We start from the raw sequence: 19086 nt of genomic DNA, 5'->3' as shown, positions 1-19086 counted from the left end.
CGAATAGGACCGCGCGACCGTGGATGGCATCTTTTCGCCCAACTCTCTTCCCGTTCTCGACTTCTCCAGTTTCTCGACCACCCTGGCCTATCAGGAGGCGGGGCCGCTGAGCGGTGAAGCGCCCGCCGGCAGCACGGCCCAGCCCGGCACGACGGGAGCCCCCGGCACGACCGGTGGTGGGGGTGCCCAACCGACTGGCCAGCAGGGCGGCCCGGACATGATGCTCATCCTCATGCTGGGCATGGGCGTGTTCCTGGTGATGATGATCTTCACCGGCGGCCGCCGCCAAAAGAAAGAGAAGCGCGAGCGCGACGATATGCTCAACGCCCTGAAGCGCAACGACAAGGTCCAGACCATCGGCGGCATCATCGGCGTCGTGGCCGAGGTGCGCACCGACGAGGTCGTGCTCAAGGTCGACGATTCGGGCCAGAACCGCGTCCGATTCGCCCGCAGCGCCATCCAGCAGGTCATCTCGTCTCGCGGAGGGTCGGCCGAGGCCGCCCCGGTCGAAGAAGAAGCCCTGGCCACGAACAGCTAACCGACTGACTAAATGAGAGACCGGCCGGGCCCGATCGAACAACTGATCAGATTAAGGGCGACCGAGCACGCTCGACGAGGAATCGTGACACCATGATGCGCAACCGACTGGGATGGGGCCTACTGGCGATGGCGATGCTCGCCTTCGCGTTCTGGGGCTTCATGCCCCCCAAAGAGAAGCTCCGCCTAGGCAAGGACCTGGCCGGTGGCGTGACGCTCACCTACGCCGTCCAGATCGAGCCCGGGCAGAACGCCCAGGACATCCTCAACCAGCTGGCCACCGTGCTGGGCGAGCGCATCGATCCCGGCAACCAGATGGACATCAGCATCGTGCCTGTGGGGCGAGACCGCCTCGAGATCACGATGCCCCTGCCAACCGAGAACGTGAAGGTCCTCCGGCGGGAATTCGACGCCGAGCTCGAGCGTATCCGCCAGTACACGATCGACCCGGTGCGGTTCGAGCGCCTGATGGGCGAGGACGCCCAGGAGCGGGCCGCCTCGATCGAAGAGATCAGCACGAACAGCCCCGAGCTGGCCGATCGCCTCCAGACCGCCGCACAGGCCTACGACCGCCTCGTCGCGGCCGAGAACGCGTACCGCGACCTGCTGAGCCAGGCCGACCCCGATCCGGACGCGCTCGACGAGGCCGAGTTCCAGGCCGCCGACGCGGCGCTCGATTACGACGCGGCCCGCGACGCGGCCCTGAAGCTGTCCATCACCCCGGCCGAAGTGCGGCGCGTGCTCGAGTTCTCGCGGGAAGAAACCCGCAAGATGGACACCGTCGCCAACGAGCCCGTGACGCTGCCAAGCCCGTTCCAGCGGGCGTGGGACGCGATGATGGCGCGTGCCGGCTCGGGCGAAGCCGAGGGCGAGAGCTCGCTCCAGGCCCAGCTCAAGCGCATCGAGGCCTCGTACGACACGTACACCGCCGAGCGCCGCTCGCTCGACGACCCGCAGGACCTCAAGCGGCTGCTGCGTGGTTCGGGCGAGCTCGACTTCCGCATCACCGTCGATGCCAATAGCCGGGCCGACGAGACCAGCCTGCGCGAAGAGCTTCAAGAGCTCGGCCCGCGCAATGCCAGCCCCGATGGCGCCGTGTGGCTCCAGCTAGCCAAGATCGAGTCGTGGTTCGACACGATCGCGCAGTCCGAGGCGCTCGAAGCCGACCCGGTCGGCTTCTTCGCCAACCGCGGCGGCGACGGCTTCGTGGTCGAGCCGTACGACGGGCAATACTGGATGCTGGTCTGGGACCAGGTCGGCAACCGCATGACCAGCGCCGAGGGCGACTGGCAGGTAACCCGTTCTTACCAGGGCCGCGATGAGCTGGGGCGCAGCAACATCGTCTTCAACATGGACACCCTGGGCGGCCAGCGCCTGGGCGAGCTGACCCGCGAGCACGTGGGCGACAACATGGCGGTCATCCTCGACGATCGCATCATCACCGCCCCGACGCTCCAGGGCCGGATCTCAACCAACGGCAGCATCTCGGGAGACTTCTCACCCGAAGAACTCAGCGACATCATCCAGATCCTCAACGCCGGCGCACTCCAGGCCCGCCTGTCGCCCGAGCCCATCAGCGAGAACACCATCGGCCCGAGCCTGGGTAAGGACAACCTCGACGCCGGGCTGCAGGCCGGCATCTACGCCCTCATCGCCGTCAGCATCTTCATGGTGCTCTACTACTTCACCTACGGCATCATTGCGGTGATCGCCCTGGGCTGCAACGCCGCCCTCATCCTGGGCGCGATGGCCCACAACCAGTCGGCCTTCACCATGCCCGGCATCGCGGGCGTGGTGCTCACGTTCGGTATGGCGGTGGACGCTAACGTGCTCATCTTCGAGCGCATCCGCGAAGAACTGCGAAACGGGCTCGACCTCTCCCAGGCCGCCAAGCTGGGCTACCAGCGGGCGCTGTCGGCCATCGTTGATGGCAACGTGACCAACCTCATCGTCTGCGTCGTGCTCGTTGGCGTGGGCACGCAAGAGGTCAAGGGCTTCGCGATCACCCTGGGCGTCGGCGTGGTCTGCACCATGATCGCCGCCCTGGTCATCAGCCGCTTGCTGCTATCGGTGCTGGTCGACGACGTGAACCTCAAGGCGCTTGGCAAGCCCAAGACGTCGATGCTGGCCACGGCCATCCCGCTCATCGATCGCGTGCTCGAGCCCAAGATCAACTGGGTCAGCCTGCGGCACATCACCTACGCCATCTCGCTCTTTGCGGTGCTGGGAAGCATCGCGCTGATCATCACCCAGCGCGACCGCATGCTCGACACCGAGTTCGTTGGCGGCACGCAGGTCGTTCTGCGTTTCGGCACCGACGACGCGACCGGACAGCAGCAGAAGCTGGCCCGTCCCGAGGTGCTCGAGCGCGTGATGGAAGTGGCCGAGGCCGCGCCCCAGGGCAGCGAGCTCGCGCTGCTCGAGCAGGCCGACATCGTGCCGCTCGACCCCGACGACGACGGGGTGACGAGCGATACCTTCCAGATCAAGACGCTGGCCACCAACGCCGACGACGTGCAGGACGCCCTGGCCCGGGCGTTCGAGGACGTGCTCGACGTCCAGGCGGCTGTCAGCTTTGCTCAATCCGACGAAACCGACGCACGCCGCGCGCCGGTCTACCCGATCTCGAGCCCGACCCCGCTGGGCACCCACATCGGCCAGCCTCAGTACCGCGACGAAGTCGACGGGTACGTTGGCGGTGCCGCCCTTGTCCTCCAGGACATCACCCAGGGCCAGACGCTCGAGCAACTCGAACAGCGCATCGATCTGCTGCGAGGCCAGGCCGACTTCTCGTCCACGCTCGGTCGCCCGCGCGAGATGCGCGTGCTCGATCGGTACGACGATGGCACTGTCCGCTCGGTGGTGCTGCTGACCATTGATCCCCAGACCAGTTACTTCGGCGATCGGGATCGCTGGTGGCAGGACGTGGGCCAGTTGGAGTGGCGTGTGCTGCGCGAGGCGCTCACGACCTCGACGACGCTGGCAAGCGTCAGCAACTTCAGCCCGGCCATCGCCCAGGAGTTCCGGGGCCGCGCCGTGTTCGCCGTCGTGATCAGCTTCGTGCTGATCACGATCTACATCTGGGTCCGCTTCGGCTCGGTCCGCTACTCGCTGGTCGCGCTCACGGCGCTCGCCCACGACGTGCTCATCGCCCTTGGCATGATCGCCATCGCCGAACTGGTGTACGAGTTCCCAAGCGGGGCCAAGGTCGCCAGCAGCCTCAGCGTGCTCCCCTTCCGCATCGATCTCAACACCGTCGCCGCGCTGCTGACCATCATCGGCTACTCGCTGAACGACACGATCATCATCATGGACCGCATCCGCGAGAACCGGGGCAAGCTGCCCTACGCCAACCGGCGCGTGGTGAACCTGTCGATCAACCAGACCCTCAGCCGCACGGTCATCACGTCGGGCACCACCCTGTTCGCCGTTTCCGTGCTCTACTTTATGGGTGGTGAGGGCCTGCGGCCGTTCGCGTACGTCCTGCTGATCGGCGTCATGGTGGGTACCTACTCGTCGGTCGCCGTCGCCGCGCCGCTGGTGTGGTCGCGCAAGGCCGATCCCTCGGGTGGCACCGATGATGCCGAGGCGGCTAGCGGGTTTTCGGGCTCCCAGCCCGCCCCCACGACAGCCCAGGAGCCCGACCAGCCGATGAGCTAATCGCATGACCACCACGCCACAGGCCAACCCGGGCTCGTTCCGGCAGACGGCGATCGGGCTGCTGGCCCTGGCCGCCCTATGGAATGCCGTCTACTGGCTGTGGCCAGTCCACCGCGAGGCGCCCGTGGTCATGGCTAGCACGGTGGACGAGGAAGCTCAGCCCGAGCACGATGCCGATCCCGAGCCACCCACGCTGACCATGGGCGATCCCGATCCCGAGCCCGCCCGGCCGCTCATCATCGATCCTGTGGTGCACGACCCCGACGGCGCGTTGGGCGTGCTGCCGCCGCAGTTCCACATGCACACCACGACCAGGAACGATCGAAACCTTGGCGACATCGCCAGCCATTACTACGGCGACAAGAAACTCTCGGCCATCATCGCCCAGGCCAACCCCTTCAAAGATCCCAGTCGCCTGAAGGAGGGGCAGGTCTGGCGCGTGCCGATCAACCCGGACAACATCCAGGGCATCATCGTCGACCCCCTTGGCAACCCGGCCGAGGTGCCGCCACCGCAGGCCCTGTCGACCGAGTACACCGAGTACGTCGTCAAGGACAACGACAACTTTGGGGCCATCTCGAAGTTCCACTACGACACGACCCAGCACGCCGAATTCATCTACGCCTTCAACAAGGAGCGGCTGGGCCTCCGGTCGATCCGGTCCATTCGCCCGGGCCAGGTGCTGCACATCCCCAAAGAGCCGAAATAGCCCCTTGGTCGACCTACCCTTGGCGGCATGCCCGAGCCATCGACCTATATCGTGACCGGCGGTGCCGGCTTTGTGGGTTCCAACTGCTGCGCCGCCCTCTCGCGCGCTCGGCCCGACGCCCAGATCATCTGCATCGACGACTTCCGCGTGGGCTCGTTCCGCAACCTCGTCGAGGCCTACGACCGCCACGAACTGGGCCCGGTCTCCTGCGAGGTCATCGCCCAGGACTGGACCTACCTGCTCACGCTCATCGGCCACAAGTCGGTGGGCCTCGTCCACATGGCCGCCATCACCGACACCACGGTCGAAGATCAGGCCCAGATGCTCGACGACAACGCCGGCCCGGCTTGGGACGGACTGCTCGAGTCCGTGCTCGAGGCCGGCCACAAGCTGGTCTACGCCAGCAGCGCCGCGACCTATGGCACGCCCACGCAAGCGGCCGAGCACCAGCCCTTCCCCCTCGATGCGGCCGGCAAGCCCGACAATATCTACGGCTTCAGCAAGTGGGTCATGGAGAACAGCCACCGCCGCGTGCAGCAGCAAGACTCGAACGCGTCGATCGTCGGCCTGCGCTTCTTCAACGTCTTCGGCCCGGGCGAGTCGAACAAGGGCGCGATGGCCTCGATGGCCTACAAGCTCGCCCAGCAGATGCTTGCCGGCACCGCGCCCCGGCTGTTCACGCCGGGCGACCAGGCGAGAGACCAGGTCTACGTCGACGACGTGGTCGATTGCGTGCTCGCGGGCCTCGGCCTTGGCGACTTCAAGCAACCCACGCCGGGCGTGTACAACCTGGGCAGCGGCAAGCCCACAACCTTCAACCAGCTCACCGACGCCGTACGGGCGGGTCTCGGGCTCAAGGCAAGCGAGTTGCCCACCGAGTACTTCGACATGCCCGCCAACGTCCGCAGGTTCTATCAAGACTTCACCCTGGCCGACATGGCCCAGACCGAGCGGGGCCTGGGCTTCACGCCCACGTACGACCCCGTCGAAGCGATCACCGGGTACGCGTCGTACCTCAAGCAGCACAGTGGAGCCAAGCGTTGAGCAGCATCCGTCGCATCCTGGTCACCGGCGGCGCCGGCTTTGTGGGCTCGCACCTGTGCGAGCGTCTGGTCGATGAGGGCCAGGACGTCATCTGCGTCGACAACTTCTTCACCAGCCAGAAGAGCACGATCGCCCATTTGTTGGAGAGGCCCAACTTCGAGCTCATCCGCCACGACGTGACCCATCCGCTGTGGCTCGAGGTCGACGAGGTCTACAACCTCGCCTGCCCCGCCGCCCCGGGCCACTACCAGTACAACCCCATCAAGACCATGAAGACCAGCGTGCTGGGCGCCATCCACCTGCTCGGAATGGCCAAGCGCTGCAACGCCACCATCCTCCAGGCCTCAACCAGCGAGGTGTACGGCGATCCCGAGGTCCACCCCCAGCCCGAGAGCTACCGCGGCGCCGTCAACACCATCGGCCCGCGCGCCTGCTATGACGAGGGCAAGCGCGCCGCCGAGACGCTCTTCTTCGACTATCACCGACACAACGGCGTCAAGATCAAGGTCGTCCGCATCTTCAACACCTACGGCCCGCGCATGCACCCCCACGACGGCCGCGTGGTCTCGAACTTCATCCGCCAGGCGCTGCAGGGCGATGACCTGACCATCTACGGCGACGGCAGCCAGACTCGCAGCTTCCAGTACGTCGACGACCTGGTCGAGGGCATCCACCGCATGATGCACGGGCCCGACGACTTCCCGGGCCCGGTCAACATCGGCAATCCTGGTGAGTTCACCATCCGCCAACTCGCAGAGATGGTCATCGAGCTCAGCGGCTCGAAGTCGAAGATCGTCACCCAAGAAGCCGTCGCCGACGACCCCAAGCAGCGCCAGCCCGACATCACGCTGGCCAAGGCCAAGCTCGACTGGCAACCCACGATCGCGCTCCGGGAAGGCCTCCAGAAGACCATCGAATACTTCCGCTCGATCGACATCGATGGATTCAGGGCACCAACACCGAACTACTAGAGGATTCATCGATGGCCGACGCCATCACCGTCAAGCCCGCACTTCAAGGTGACGCCCCGCATTGGCTCGCCATGCGCCAGGCTCTTGGGCCCGACTGGGTCACGCCCCACGCCGAGCGCATGGTCGCGGAGTACTTCGACACCGGCACCATCGACCACCTGCCCCACACCGTGCTCATCGCGTGGCGTGGCGACGATCGCGTGGGCATGGCCGAGGTCTCGCTGCGCCAGTTCGCCGAGGGATGCGAGAGCTCGCCCGTTGGCTACCTCGAGGGCTGGTTCGTCGACTCGTCGTGCCGCGGGATGGGCGTTGGCAAGGCACTCGTCGAGTCCGCAAAAGCCTGGGCCCGATCGAAGGGGTGCAGAGAATTCGCCTCCGACGCCGAGATGGACAATCTCGCCAGCCAGGCTGCTCACAAGGCCCTGGGTTTCGAGCCAGTCTGCGATATCCGCTGCTACCGCATCTCGCTCGGTTGAACGCTTGGCTCAACCAGACTCCGCCGCCTCGCGCACCGCTGCGGCAACCTTCGGCGGCACCGACAGATCCAGCGGATCGGGCAGGATCATCTCGGCGGTGGGGCTCTCCACCGCCTCGGCCAGCGCGAACGCGGCGGCCAGCTTCATCTTCGACGTGATGCGTGGTGCCCGGCAGTCGAGCGCGCCACGGAAGATGCCCGGGAATGCCAGAACGTTGTTCACCTGGTTCGGGAAGTCGCTGCGGCCGGTGCCGATCACCGCGGCTCCGGCGCTGCGGGCAACATCGGGCATGATCTCGGGCTCGGGGTTGGCCATCGCGAGGATGATCGGGTCGCGGGCCATCCGCTCGATGTCATTGCGAGCCAGCAATCCACCAACGCTCACGCCGATGAACACGTCGGCCCCTTCGAGCACGTCATGCACGCTGCCGCTCCTGCCGTGGCGGTTCGTATAGGACAAGAGGCTGGCCTTCTCTGGGCTCAGTCTCTCTCGTTGGGCGTGGATCGCCCCCGTCGAATCGCACACGATGATGTCGCGCACCGGCACGCACAGGGTCGGATCCTGGTTCACGCATCGCAAGAGCTGAGCGATAGCCGTGCCGGCAGCACCCGCGCCCGAGACCACGACAGTAAGATCGCTGAGTTCCTTGCCGACCAGCCTGGACGCGTTGATCATCGCCGCCAGCAGCACGATCGCCGTTCCGTGCTGATCGTCATGGAACACCGGGATGCCAAGGTCTTGCAACTGCTGCTCGATCTCGAAGCACCGGGGTGCGGAGATGTCTTCCAGGTTGATACCGCCGAACGTTGGCGCGAGCAACCGGGCAACCCGGACCAGTTCGCCGGCATCCTGCGAATCAACGCAAATCGGCCACGCGTCGACATCGGCAAACTTCTTGAACAACGCCGCCTTGCCTTCCATCACCGGCATCGCGGCAGTGGGTCCGATGTTGCCCAAGCCCAGAACAGCCGATCCGTCGGTCAGGATCGCCACGGTGTTGCCCCGGCACGTCAGATCAAACGACCGTTCCACGTCTTTGGCGATCAGCAGGCACGGCTCGGCCACGCCCGGCGTGTACGCGATGGACAGGTCGTCGCGAGACCCGAGCGGCACCTTGACGCCAGTCTCGATCTTGCCGCGATGACTCGAGTGAAGCTCGACAGACCGCTCGCCAAAGTCACTCATGCGAAGTACTGCTTCCCGTCAATGGCATCGACCCTCGTGCCGTCGTGATCACCCTCGACGACATTGTCGGACAAGTCCGCGGCGCGAGACGACAATCGAAAACTCGCCGCGACGGCCGGGATGCTCTCCGCGCAGAGGAAAACCCCGTTCTGGACGAATCCAGCCCGGGGTTTTTGGTGGGTCTGGTTGGCACCTGGTGAGAGGGGCCGATCGGGCTTAGCGGCGGCGACGAGCGGCGGCGAAGCCGCCCAGGCCGAGCAGAGCCAGCGAGGCCGGCGCGGGCACCGGAGCCACGCTGATGGTCAGGTCGTCGCTGATGCCGATCCAGCGGCCCTCGGTCCAGCCGACGCTCGAGACGCCACGGCCAGACATAACCAGCGACTCGCCCTCGAGGAGGGTGATGCCGCTCAGGTCGACTGCCGAGGTCGCGCTGTCGCCAACACTCGTGCCAGCGGTGGGCTTGCTCAGCACGTCGCTGAAGAGCACGTCGTACTGGCCGTCAACGGTCTCACGGGCGATCACCAACTCAACGTCGATGTCGGTGCCGCGCAGCTCGTGGCCGGTCCAGAGCACGTCGAACTCGCCGCTGATGTTGAGGTTGAGCTCCGGCGTGCCGTCGGGCATCATCCAGCGAACGATCGGAGCCTCGTCGTAATAGCTCCCCACGAGGTTGTGGGTCATCTTGCCTTGACGGATGGGCGGGTTATCGTCGTTGCCCTTGCTCCACACGCCGGTTCCGTGTCCCCACCAGTTGTTGTCCCAGCTCAGCAGCGTGGTCTCCTGGGCGTACCACGGGGTGTCGCTGCTCAGGCCGCCGCCACCTTGTGAGTACTCGTACTGCCACACGCCAACGCCGTCAAAGCCGGGGCCGGGGTTGCCGGAGGTGCTGCCGGGGATCACGCCGGGGGCCCAATCGCTGGCACGGTGCCAGGCATCGCCCGCGTCGTACTGCGCCAGCGCCGTCTGGGTGGCCGATAGGGCCAGTCCGGTCGCAAGCGTAAGGATAATGCTCGGTGTCTTCATAGTCTATCTCCCGCTCTCTTCTCACAGAGACTCGAAGACAACATGCCCCAAGACTGGCAATTGACCAGCAAATCCCAAAAAAAGACTCGCGATCGTGGTGGACACCCGTTCGATCAAAAGCCAGCACTCGGCACGGTCGCCCTGGCCTGCCGATAATCAGGGCATGGCCCACCCAAATTCCTCGAAGAAGCCCCTCGTGCTGTGCGACGGTGACCTGCCCGGCATGGTGGCCCTGAGCCTGGCCCAGGATGCCCTTGGTGGCCTCGGTGCCAGCGGCGTGTTATCGGGACCAGTGACCCAGAGCAGCGCCGAAGGCATCAATTCCCGCATTCGTGCGATGGCCGACGCCCAGGCCGCCGAGTGCCTCGACTTCCCAGCAGTTGCTCCGGCCTCGCTCAGCACCGGACACCGCCGCACCCGCTATCTATCCGAAGCGGTCTACCACGCGATCTCGAACGGCTACACCACGCTGGTCTGCCCGTGGCAGGCCGAAACGTTCGATCCCGAGAAGACCCGGGACGCCGACGAGCTGCCCGGCGTCGACGGCCTGGCCCGAGAACTCGACCGCGCTCTGCTTGTGTCGCGGTTGGTCACCCTCGACGCGGCCGAGCATGGCGTGGGCGTGTTCGAGGTGCAGACCCCGCTGATGGATCTGAGCGACACGCAGGTGGCCGAGATGGCCCTCGACCTGGACGTGCCCATCTGGCGGGCTTGGTGGTGGGAGGCGACCACCGGGAAGCGGACCAAGGACGCGGTGCTCGCCGATCGTGCGAACGCGTGCCGCGATCGCTGGTGCGGTGCGCTCGAGGCGCTGGGTTGGTCGGCGACGGCCGAAATGACCGCGGCCCGGTGATCCCAGGCCGGTGGTCCCAAAGAGGGTTTTCGGATCGCCGCCTCAGCCTTGGTTGAGAGTGCGGTCCGGGTTCAGTCCGTGTCGGGGCTCGCGTCGGTGCGCTCGCCCGATGCGAAGTCGTACGTGCCCATCTGCTTGATGGGTGGCGAGTAGATGTGCAGCGTGATCAGGTCGACGCCCTTGGCCTGCATGTTGGCGACCTGATGGATGTCGTCGTCCTCGGCCGCACACACGGTGCCCGGCTCGAGCATGCGACGACCAGTGGGGCACACCATGCCGCAGGCCGTGGGCTCGTATCGGATCTCGGTACCCTGGCCCTCGATGACCTTGAACGCACAGCTCGAGCCCTCGTGGTCGTGGATGGGAGTGCAATCGCCGCTGCGCCAGCACAAGGCCAGCAACTCGAACCACTCGCCCCGCGCGATCGTGTTGCGCCGATATCCCCTCGTGCCGAAGACGCACGCCGGCGAGATATCATGGCGGGTGATATCGAGCGTTTGCAACTCGCGTTCGAGCTCGCCCAAGTCCGCCCGCGCGTCGAGCGCGGACAGGTAACCCACCAGTTCGGCGAGCTTCGGGGGCACCTCACAGGTTGTTATGGGCGTCGTCATAGGGTCGCACGAGCAGTATACGGGCGTTTTTGCCCGTCGCCGACTTCGACGGCCAATTCGGCCTTGAGCGCCTCCGCAAGATATGAGTACTGCTCGGGGCTGTTGTAGAGCTGGGCGGAAAGCCGCACACACCGTAATGGCACTCCTTGCCGCTCAGCGGTGGGGGGCAGGGTGACCGGAACCTGGATGCCCCAGTTGGCGATCAGGGCGTCCTGGAGCGCGTCATTATGCTTGGTTGGCCGCTCTGAGAGCCGATCCCACGTATCCGCATCGACACCGGGCAGCGACACCATAGCGATGCACGCGGTCATGTCTTCGGGCACAGGGGCCGTCGTACCCAGTTCACGGCTGAGCAACCGCTGGGCGTCGAAGGCCATCGAGGTATTCCGAGATCGGATGTCCGCCCACGACGCATCGAGTGTTTCGGAATCACCGCTCGTGTCGAACGCCTCGGCCGCGAACCGCTTGGGTAGCTCGCCGCGAGTGATAGCCGCCATGATCCGCAGCGCGGCGGGCACAACGAGTATCGCCGTTGGGTCGTTCGTCCCGACGTAATCGAACTCGGTGTGCAGGTGCGGGCGGCCCGGCTGGGGATTGTTTGCCATGTTCGAAAGAACCAGCGGGCGGCACCGCTCCCGCTGATCCGGGTGGACCCACAGCACCGCCGAGCCCTTTGGCGAGCACACCCACTTGTGCAGGTTGGCTGTGTAATAGCTCGGCCTCAGTGTGCCGACATCAAGGTCGATATGCCCCGGCGCGTGCGCGCCGTCGAGCACGACCCGCACGCCCCGGCCCTCGAGTGCTTCCACGAGTTCCTTGGCCGGCAGCACCATCGCGCTCGCGCTGGTGATGTGGCTGAGCAGCGCGATCTTTGTTCGCGGCGTGACCGCGCCCAGCACCGCCTCGATCACACCCTGGGGCGTCGGATTGGGGAAGGGCAGCGTGGCCGTCACTACGCCGAGCCCCGCCGCTTTGGCCATATGCCTGAGGTTGTTCGCGCAGGCCATGTACTCGTGATCGGTCAGCAGCACCTCGTCGCCCGCCTCCGCCTGGCCGCTGGCGATCAGGCTGTGGATCGCCGTCGCCGCGCCGGTCGTAGCGTTGGGCACGAAGACCAAACCGTCGGCATCGCAGCCGATGAACCGCGCCACGTTGGCCCGGGCCCAATCGATCAACCCGAACAGGTCCTCGGCAAAGAACCGCACCGGCTCGCCCTCGAGCCTGGCCCGCCACGCGGCCTGCGTCTCGAGCACCGCCTGGGGACACCCACCGAACGAGCCGTGGTTGAGGAAGGTGATCCCCGGTTCGTGGATCCAATGCCGAGCGAGGAGGCCGGGCGATGGGGGGCTGGTCTTGGGGGCTTGGGTAGGCATGCGCGGGTATCGTTGGGCAGTGAACGTGCGTGGTCTTGTCAGCGGTGTGGCTGTTTCTCTCCTCCTGGCGGCGGGTCTGTCGGGCTGCGCCGACAACGAGCGGTCTTGGACAGACGGGCTCTGGGCCGAGACCCCCCCCGACTATCCATTCGTGCCCAACCGCGTGCTGGTGCATCCCCTCACGCGGGCGGCCACCACCCGCGAGGGCGAGTGGAGGCTGCGGGTCCACTTCTTCTTCCTCGACGCCTGGGACGACCAGGTGAAGGGGCTCGGCCGCGTGCAAGTGCAGCTGTTCGCCGCGGGCGAGGTCGACGGCGACCGAATCGAGCCCGTGGCGTGGGAAGAGATCAACCTCAACGACTTGGAGACCAACCGCAGCCACTACGACCACGTCACCCGCACCTACGTGCTTGAGGTGCCCCAGGAGGCGATGCCCGAGTGGCTGCCCCGAGCACTCGAAGAACTCGAAGCGGCCAAGGCCGACGGCAACGTGGCCTACCGCAGCTTTGCGGGCCGCCTCACCGTCCGTGTGGTCTACCAGGCCACCATGGCCGGGGGCGAGGACGTGGTCGCCAGCAACGACTTCGTGCTGGCACCGGGTTGATTACTTCCCGTCATCCTCGATGATGCCCTGCCGGCGGTACTTCTCGCGGTAGCGGTCGCGCAGCACCGTCTGCTTGTTGCTCAGGTCGACCCGGGCCCCGTCGATGAACGCCGCCTCGATCGTCGTGGTCATCTCCAGCGGGGTGCCATCGGTCAGCAACAGCGTGGCGCTCTTGCCCACCTCCAGGGTGCCGTAGTCGTCGCCGATGCCCATGATCTGGGCCGCGTCGCGGGTGATCGACGCCATCGCGTCGGCCTCGTCGAAGCCCATATCACGCCCGTACGCCACGGCCATCGCCGCCTCGTACGGCAGGTTTCGCACGTTCTCGTCAACATTGCCCGGCGACAGGCACCACCGCACACCCGCGGCTTCGAGCCTGGCCGGCAGCGTAAACGCCTCGTCGTAGTCGCTGTCGTTGCGGCGGGGGAAGCTATGCACACCCCGGACAATCACCGCCACGTCGTGCTTCTTGAGCAATTCGGCCAGCAGCGGCGCATCGCGGCCGCCCATGATGATGACCTTCAGGTCACGCCCCGCCGCCCATGTCACGGCACTCTGGATCCGCTCCACGCTGTCGGCGTTGATGATGAGCGGCTTCTGATCTTCGGCCCCTGGAAGCACGCTCTGCATCGCTTCCAACCGAAGATCAACGGGCGTATTGGGGTCGGCATCCTTCGCGTCGCGATACGCCTCGGCCGTGTCGAAGAGTTCGTCGACCGTGTCCAGCCGGCGACGCACGTCGTCCTCCGACAAGGTCTGCCCGCCGCCGAATGAGCGGTAGCGATCGCGCACGCTCGGCCAGTTGAGGACGATGCCCGCGTTGGCGTTGGCGGTCATGTCCTCCCACGTCCAGCCGTCGAGCTTGATCACGCCCGCCTGCCCGCTCACGAGCCCACCCGTGGGGAAGCTGCCGACGAGCAGGATCCCGTTACTCCGCGCGACGGGCAGCAGGGTCGAATCGGGATTGATGGCAACGACCGCCCGCACCTCGGGCTTCACGCTGCCGGTCTCGCTGTAGTCACGCATCGCCCGCACCGAGCCGATCTCGGTGAGCCCCAGTCGCGTGCTGGCGGCGATCATGCCGGGGTACACGTGCTTGCCCGAGCCGTCGATGATCCGCGTCGTCGCAATGAACATGCGGTCGCCCGAGCCCACGCCGGTGATGGTGCCGTCCTGGAGCAGGATCCAGCCGTCCTCGATCGGATCCTCACCCTCGACCATCGTGTGGATGGTCGCGCCGGTGATGGCGATGGGGTGGTCGGGCACCTCGCCGCGCGGCGTCAGGTCTTGGGCGGCGGCCGTGGCGGCCAGCGCGAGCATCGTCAGGGTTGCAATAGCGCGTCGCATCAGCGGGCCTCCTGTTCCATCATCTCAACATACTCGGCCGGCATCACGCCGCAGGTGCCGCACATGCTCGCGCCTGCGCCTTCCTGGCCGTCGTGCCCATAGAACCACGCGTACACACCGCGACGGCCTGGATCGTCGGCTTCCTCGGTGTCGTCACCCTCGTCAGTGTCTTCTGGGTCGTCCTTCTTCTCGGGCAGCTTGGCCTGCTCACGCATGAGCTTCTGGATCAGCCGCTCACGCTCGCTGGCGATGCGCTCGCGGTGGGCCCTGTCCCGTTCGAGACTGAAGTACTCGCGCCCATCCACGAACACCCGCTCGGCCCGGCTCATGGTCGACAGCGGATCACCGCTCCAGATCACGACGTCCGCATCCTTGCCCGCTTCCAATGAACCAACCCGTTCCTCGATCGCGAGCTGGATCGCCGGGTTGATCGTGACGAACTTGATGGCCTCTCCGGGAGTGAGCCCGCCGTACTTCACGGCCTTAGCCGCCTCCACGTTCATGCGACGTGCGAGTTCGTCGCTGTCGCTGTTGAAGCTCACGTTCACGCCCGCCTCGTGCAGGATCGGCCCGGCGTACGGGATCGCGTCCTGCACCTCCACCTTGTACGCCCACCAGTCGGTGAAGATGCTCGCGCCGATCGCGTTCTCCTTCACCGCCTCGGCCACCTTGTAGCACTCCAAGCCGTGCTGGAATGTGCCGATCTTGAAGCCGAACTCCTCGGCCACGCGGCACAGCATCAGGATCTCGTCCTGCCGGTAGCTGTGGCAGTGGATCAGCCGATCGCCGGCGAGGATCTCGGCCAGCGCCTCGAGCTCGGTGTCCGTGCGGCCGTTCTCGGTCTTCATGCCGTTGTCGGCATACTCCCTTGCGGCCACGAACCGATCGCGGATCAGCGTCTCCACGCCCATGCGCGTCTGCGGGTAGCGGCCGGTGAAGTTGCTGCCCCAGTTGCTCTGCTTCACGTTCTCGCCCAGGGCGAACTTGATGCCGGGCTTGGCACCCTCCAGGTGCATGTCGGTCGGATGCACCGCACCCCAGCGGACCTTCTGGATCACGTTCTGCCCGCCGATGGGGTTGGCCGAGCCGTGCAGCGTGTTGACCGTTGTCACCCCGCCGGCGAGCTGGCGGTACCAGTTCACCGGGTTGGGGTCGGTCGTGTCGCCCATGCGCACCTCGGCGGTCACGGCCTGCCCGCTCTCGTTGGTGCCCGCGGTCCAGGTGCCGGTGTGGCTGTGGGCATCGATCAAGCCCGGGGTCACGTGCTTGCCCCTGGCGTCGATCACCGTCGCGCCCCGGCGATTCGGCACCATCCCTTGCCCGATCGCATCGATCTTGCCGCCGCTGAACGCGATCCACCCATTCTCGATGATGCCACGATCGCTCGCCGTCCAGATCGTCGCGTTCGTGATGACCACGCCGCCCTGCTCGGGAATCTCGGCCACCGAGTACGCGCCAAACGGATACCCACCCAGATCTTCGGGCGGGAGCTGTTCGTCGTTGTCCTCGTTCTTCTTGTCGTCGTCGGCTTCTTCGGCCTCGTCACGTTCCAGGCGTTGGCCCGCAAACTCGAACGCCACGCCATCGGGCCGCGCACCCGCGCCGACGATCTCGTCGCCGCTCACCGTGCCGGTCAGCGTGAAGACACCCTCCATGCCGAACGGCTCGTGGTCGAACAGCACCGTCAGCGTGTCCAGTGACCGCTCCACCGTGGCCTTCGCGCTGGGCGGCTCCTCGCCCTCGGCAGCTCCTTCCGCCTCTTCACCCTCGGCCGGCTCGACCGCTTCGAAGGCCGGGTCGGTGATCGTGCCCTTGCCCTTGTCGTCGATGGTCAGGTCCAGCCGGAATTGCCCCGCCAGGGTCAGTTCCCACGTGCCCTCAAGGCTCTCGGCCTTCGGCTGGTTGATCTCGTACCGCTTGCCCTCGACCCACACGTCGAGGATCTTGCTCTTCTCGTCGAAGATCGGCTCGGTCGCCACGATGAGGTTGCCCAGCTTGTCGGGCTCGATCGTGCCGACATGGTCCGAGACGCCCAGCAACTCAGCCGGCCGCGTCGTGAGCGCCGCCAGCGCGTCACCTTCGCTCAGCCCGTGCTCGATCGCCTTGCGCAGCAGCTTATAGAAGCCCCCCCGCCCGCCGATGCCGCTCGGAACTTTGCTGCTGGTCAGCACGATGTCCAAGCCAGCCTCCTGCAACCGCCGTGGATTTGTCGGGGCCTGCTCCCACTCCATCAGCGTGTTCAGGTCGATCGCCTCGGTGTCGGCCAGCGACTTCACACGCGGGGCCTTGGGGAACCGCAGCGGCACGACCAGCGTCAGCTCGCCATCCTCGGCGTCTTGCTTGAACGCATCCAGCCGCTGATACTCGGTACCACTGCCCACGATCACAACGGATCGGTCGAACTCCCGCGCCATCGAGATGCCCCGCAGCGCCTCAAGCTCACCCGGCACATCGAACCACAATGCCACGTCACCGTCTTCGAGCGGGGTCAACGCGTTGGGCGTCGTGCCATCTTGATCCGCCTGCCACCGCGCATCGAGCAGTGTCTGCCGAACGAGCGCGATCGAGCCCATCTGGCTCGTCGGATAGGCTCGACTCCCCCAACCGCTGCTCTCGAAGGCGAGCACCTGCCCGACGTTGTCCCGCAGCACCATCGGCCGATGCCCGCTCGCGTCGCCCTCGGGCTCCGAGAGCGAGATCACCGCGTTCGACCCGCGAAGGATGCCGCTGCCCGGCGAGATGCCAACCGCACCGAAGCCCAGCTTTCGAAGCCCCTCACGCGAGCCCGAATCCAGCCACTCGGCATCCAACGCCGAACGCTGCGGCGTCACCAGCGAGCTCCAATGCACGCCCGGAGACCCTGGCGTGCCGGGCGACGGCGTGTCGACCTCGTAGTACGCCTCGACAAATCCCGGATACACGTGCAGCCCGCTCGCGTCGATGATCGCGAACCCCGCCGGCGGCTCGCCGCCCGCGCGATCCACCAGCGTGATCCGCCCATGCTCGATGTACACCGTGCCCTCGAACGCATCCTCGCCCGGCTTGGCATGGATCATGCCGCCAACGACCGCGAAGCGATCCGGCTGGGCATGCCTCGGACCATTGGGCCGGTCCGCGAGCGGCGAGTCGCTGGTGGACTGGCTGGAAGGCTGGGCCAGGGCCGAAGTGCCGGCCACCAGGGCCACGCCGACCAAAACCAAGCGACGAACGGCAGAACGCAGGGATCTGTTCATGCCGCCAGCATAGCAAGACGACCCACGCCAGGGTCTGCACGATTTCCCGACTAACGCCCGCTAACTCGTGCTTAGCGGTGCCACGGCCAACTCACGCGCAAGCCTCCGCTCTGCCTTCCGGGCTTGCCGAACACCCTTCGTCTCGCCCACCCGCAGCACCAGCAGCAGCCCGCCGGCGAAGAACCCCGCCAGCAGCAGCAGCGAGGCTGTCTCGCCCGCAAACCGGGCAACAGCCCCGAACCCCAGCACGCCAATCGCCCCGGCGAACTTGTACACCATGCCCCAGAGCCCGAAGAACTCCGCCGTCCGGTGGCTCGGCGTCAATCGGCCCACCATCGACCGCGAGGCCGTCCCGATGCCGCCCAGCCCGAAGCCCAGCCCGTTGCCCACCACCCACACGGGCCACTGCGGCCCGCCGTGCGGCCAGACGATGCTCATCGCCACCATCGCCAGGCAACTGGCCACCCACACGCCAAGGTACACCAGCACGGTCACCTTCGCGCCCACGCGATCCTGGAACGTGCTGGTCACCACTGCCGCGACACCTGCCGTCACCGTGAGCTGCGCCGTAAACGCCACCAGCAGCACGTCGGTAAACCCAAAATCGCCCGCGATGATCGCCGCGAACGCGATGAACGTCTGCACGCCGAACCCATATACCAGGAACGCGACCAGGAACTGCCGCAACTCGCCAAACTCCGCAGCCCCGGCCAGCGACTTCCGCACACGCCGTACCGCCTCGCGCAGCGGGTCGAGCGACTCGACCGCCGGCCGCTGGTCGCGCCGCAGGATCACCCCCGGCGCGATGATGCCCAGCAAGAACCACACGCCCGCGAACACGAAGAACACCCGCCAGTGGGCGGCGTCCTTGAGCCCGAACAGCAGCATGAGCGTGACGACGATAACCAGCAGCAGCAGCGCGCCGATATAGCCCATCGTCCAGCCGATGGCACTGACCCGCCCAATGGTCCGCCGACTCGACACGTCCGGTAGGAACGACGCCAAAAAGTTTTCGCCCACCTGATAGCAGATATTCGCCGGGATGTAAAGCGCCGCCGCCAGGATCACCATGCCCGGCCCGACAAACCCCAGCATGCACGTCAGCACGCCGCACGCGATGCCCGTGGACATCAGGATCAGCTTGCGTTTGCCGCGGATATCGCCCCACGCCCCGATGAACGGGCTGATCGCTACCACGACCAGCAGCGACGAGCCTTGCAAGATCGACCACACGAACTTGCCCTTGGCCTGGGCCGCTTCGACCTTGTCGTACGCGTCCTGCACGTCCTGCGATGCGTCGGCCTTGGCCAGCTTGTTGTCGTTGATGAGTTTGATCTGTTCCTCGACCGCCGGATCGAGCACCGGCTGCGGCACGACCACCCGCGTGACGTACAGGCTGAACAGCAGCGTGATGATCAGCAGCGTGAAGCTCTGGTTGGCGAAGTCAAACATGCCCCACG

General features: G+C 66.3%; 14 protein-coding genes and 1 pseudogene. 8 read left to right on the top strand and 7 right to left on the bottom strand.

The window, feature by feature from the left end; genetic code table 11:
- Nucleotides 1–19 precede the first annotated feature (19 nt).
- The 6 genes from yajC to NCW75_09230 all read left to right on the top strand — a co-directional run bounded on the left by yajC (nt 20) and on the right by NCW75_09230 (nt 7397).
- Entirely contained in the window at nt 20–538 is a 519-nt protein-coding gene (gene yajC, locus NCW75_09255; GenBank protein UYV11486.1) for a preprotein translocase subunit YajC, read from the top strand.
- Between the two features lie 92 nt (nt 539–630).
- The gene (gene secD / locus NCW75_09250) at nt 631–4197 is read left to right on the top strand and encodes a protein translocase subunit SecD (protein ID UYV11485.1); all 3567 of its coding nucleotides are present in this window, start codon (nt 631–633) and stop codon (nt 4195–4197) included.
- 4 nt (nt 4198–4201) lie between these two features.
- Nucleotides 4202–4906: a LysM peptidoglycan-binding domain-containing protein gene (locus NCW75_09245; protein ID UYV11484.1), complete on the top strand. Its 705-nt coding sequence runs from the start codon at nt 4202–4204 to the stop codon at nt 4904–4906.
- A 27-nt stretch (nt 4907–4933) separates the two neighbouring features.
- Complete coding sequence (locus NCW75_09240; GenBank protein UYV11483.1) at nt 4934–5950, top strand: NAD-dependent epimerase/dehydratase family protein; 1017 nt, start codon at nt 4934–4936, stop codon at nt 5948–5950.
- Nucleotides 5947–6921 carry an SDR family oxidoreductase gene (locus tag NCW75_09235; GenBank protein UYV11482.1) on the top strand — a complete coding sequence of 325 codons (975 nt, stop codon included), beginning with the start codon at nt 5947–5949 and terminating at the stop codon, nt 6919–6921. The genes NCW75_09240 and NCW75_09235 overlap by 4 nt, the downstream gene beginning before the upstream one ends.
- 11 nt (nt 6922–6932) lie before the next feature.
- Nucleotides 6933–7397, top strand: coding sequence for a GNAT family N-acetyltransferase (locus NCW75_09230; GenBank protein ID UYV11481.1), 465 nt, complete (start codon nt 6933–6935; stop codon nt 7395–7397).
- Between the two features lie 12 nt (nt 7398–7409).
- On the opposite strand, the pseudogene NCW75_09225 reads toward NCW75_09230, so the two are convergent.
- Nucleotides 7410–8582: pseudogene (locus NCW75_09225) on the bottom strand (NADP-dependent malic enzyme).
- A 216-nt stretch (nt 8583–8798) separates the two neighbouring features.
- The gene (locus NCW75_09220; protein UYV11480.1) at nt 8799–9605 is read right to left on the bottom strand and encodes a PEP-CTERM sorting domain-containing protein; all 807 of its coding nucleotides are present in this window, start codon (nt 9603–9605) and stop codon (nt 8799–8801) included.
- Between the two features lie 163 nt (nt 9606–9768).
- Between NCW75_09220 and NCW75_09215 the strand changes: the two genes are divergently transcribed.
- The gene (locus tag NCW75_09215) at nt 9769–10458 is read left to right on the top strand and encodes a hypothetical protein (GenBank protein ID UYV11479.1); all 690 of its coding nucleotides are present in this window, start codon (nt 9769–9771) and stop codon (nt 10456–10458) included.
- 71 nt (nt 10459–10529) lie between these two features.
- Here the strand turns inward: NCW75_09215 and NCW75_09210 are convergent, their stop codons facing one another.
- Both NCW75_09210 and NCW75_09205 read right to left on the bottom strand, forming a co-directional pair.
- The gene (locus NCW75_09210; protein UYV11478.1) at nt 10530–11042 is read right to left on the bottom strand and encodes a cysteine dioxygenase family protein; all 513 of its coding nucleotides are present in this window, start codon (nt 11040–11042) and stop codon (nt 10530–10532) included.
- 23 nt (nt 11043–11065) lie between these two features.
- Complete coding sequence (locus NCW75_09205; protein ID UYV11477.1) at nt 11066–12442, bottom strand: aminotransferase class V-fold PLP-dependent enzyme; 1377 nt, start codon at nt 12440–12442, stop codon at nt 11066–11068.
- A gap of 19 nt (nt 12443–12461) precedes the next feature.
- On the opposite strand from NCW75_09205, the gene NCW75_09200 reads away from it, so the two are divergent.
- Nucleotides 12462–13046 carry a hypothetical protein gene (locus NCW75_09200; GenBank protein ID UYV11476.1) on the top strand — a complete coding sequence of 195 codons (585 nt, stop codon included), beginning with the start codon at nt 12462–12464 and terminating at the stop codon, nt 13044–13046.
- On the opposite strand, the gene NCW75_09195 is transcribed toward NCW75_09200, so the two are convergent.
- The 3 genes from NCW75_09195 to NCW75_09185 are packed head-to-tail and all read right to left on the bottom strand — an operon-like array spanning nt 13047 to nt 19078.
- On the bottom strand, nt 13047–14393 hold the full coding sequence (locus NCW75_09195; protein ID UYV11475.1) for an amidohydrolase family protein: 1347 nt from the start codon (nt 14391–14393) through the stop codon (nt 13047–13049). It lies immediately after the preceding gene.
- On the bottom strand, nt 14393–17626 hold the full coding sequence (locus tag NCW75_09190; GenBank protein ID UYV11474.1) for an amidohydrolase family protein: 3234 nt from the start codon (nt 17624–17626) through the stop codon (nt 14393–14395). Before NCW75_09190 ends, NCW75_09195 begins: the two co-directional genes overlap by 1 nt.
- Before the next feature lie 60 nt (nt 17627–17686).
- Nucleotides 17687–19078 (bottom strand): MFS transporter, encoded by a 1392-nt coding sequence (locus NCW75_09185; GenBank protein UYV11473.1) that lies wholly within the window; start codon nt 19076–19078, stop codon nt 17687–17689.
- Between the last annotated feature and the right edge of the window lie 8 nt (nt 19079–19086).

The sequence above is a fragment of the Phycisphaera sp. genome (genome assembly GCA_025916675.1).
Classification (GTDB): Bacteria; Planctomycetota; Phycisphaerae; order Phycisphaerales; family UBA1924; genus JAHCJI01.
This window is presented reverse-complemented; position numbering and strand designations above follow the sequence as displayed.

Coding starts and splice junctions, on each gene's coding strand:
- secD (UYV11485.1), top strand. CDS start 631: ATGATGCGCAACCGACTGGGATGGGGCCTACTGGCGATGGCGATGCTC.
- NCW75_09245 (UYV11484.1), top strand. CDS start 4,202: ATGACCACCACGCCACAGGCCAACCCGGGCTCGTTCCGGCAGACGGCG.
- NCW75_09240 (UYV11483.1), top strand. CDS start 4,934: ATGCCCGAGCCATCGACCTATATCGTGACCGGCGGTGCCGGCTTTGTG.
- NCW75_09230 (UYV11481.1), top strand. CDS start 6,933: ATGGCCGACGCCATCACCGTCAAGCCCGCACTTCAAGGTGACGCCCCG.
- NCW75_09220 (UYV11480.1), bottom strand. CDS start 9,605: ATGAAGACACCGAGCATTATCCTTACGCTTGCGACCGGACTGGCCCTA.
- NCW75_09215 (UYV11479.1), top strand. CDS start 9,769: ATGGCCCACCCAAATTCCTCGAAGAAGCCCCTCGTGCTGTGCGACGGT.
- NCW75_09205 (UYV11477.1), bottom strand. CDS start 12,442: ATGCCTACCCAAGCCCCCAAGACCAGCCCCCCATCGCCCGGCCTCCTC.
- NCW75_09195 (UYV11475.1), bottom strand. CDS start 14,393: ATGCGACGCGCTATTGCAACCCTGACGATGCTCGCGCTGGCCGCCACG.
- NCW75_09190 (UYV11474.1), bottom strand. CDS start 17,626: ATGAACAGATCCCTGCGTTCTGCCGTTCGTCGCTTGGTTTTGGTCGGC.
- NCW75_09185 (UYV11473.1), bottom strand. CDS start 19,078: ATGTTTGACTTCGCCAACCAGAGCTTCACGCTGCTGATCATCACGCTG.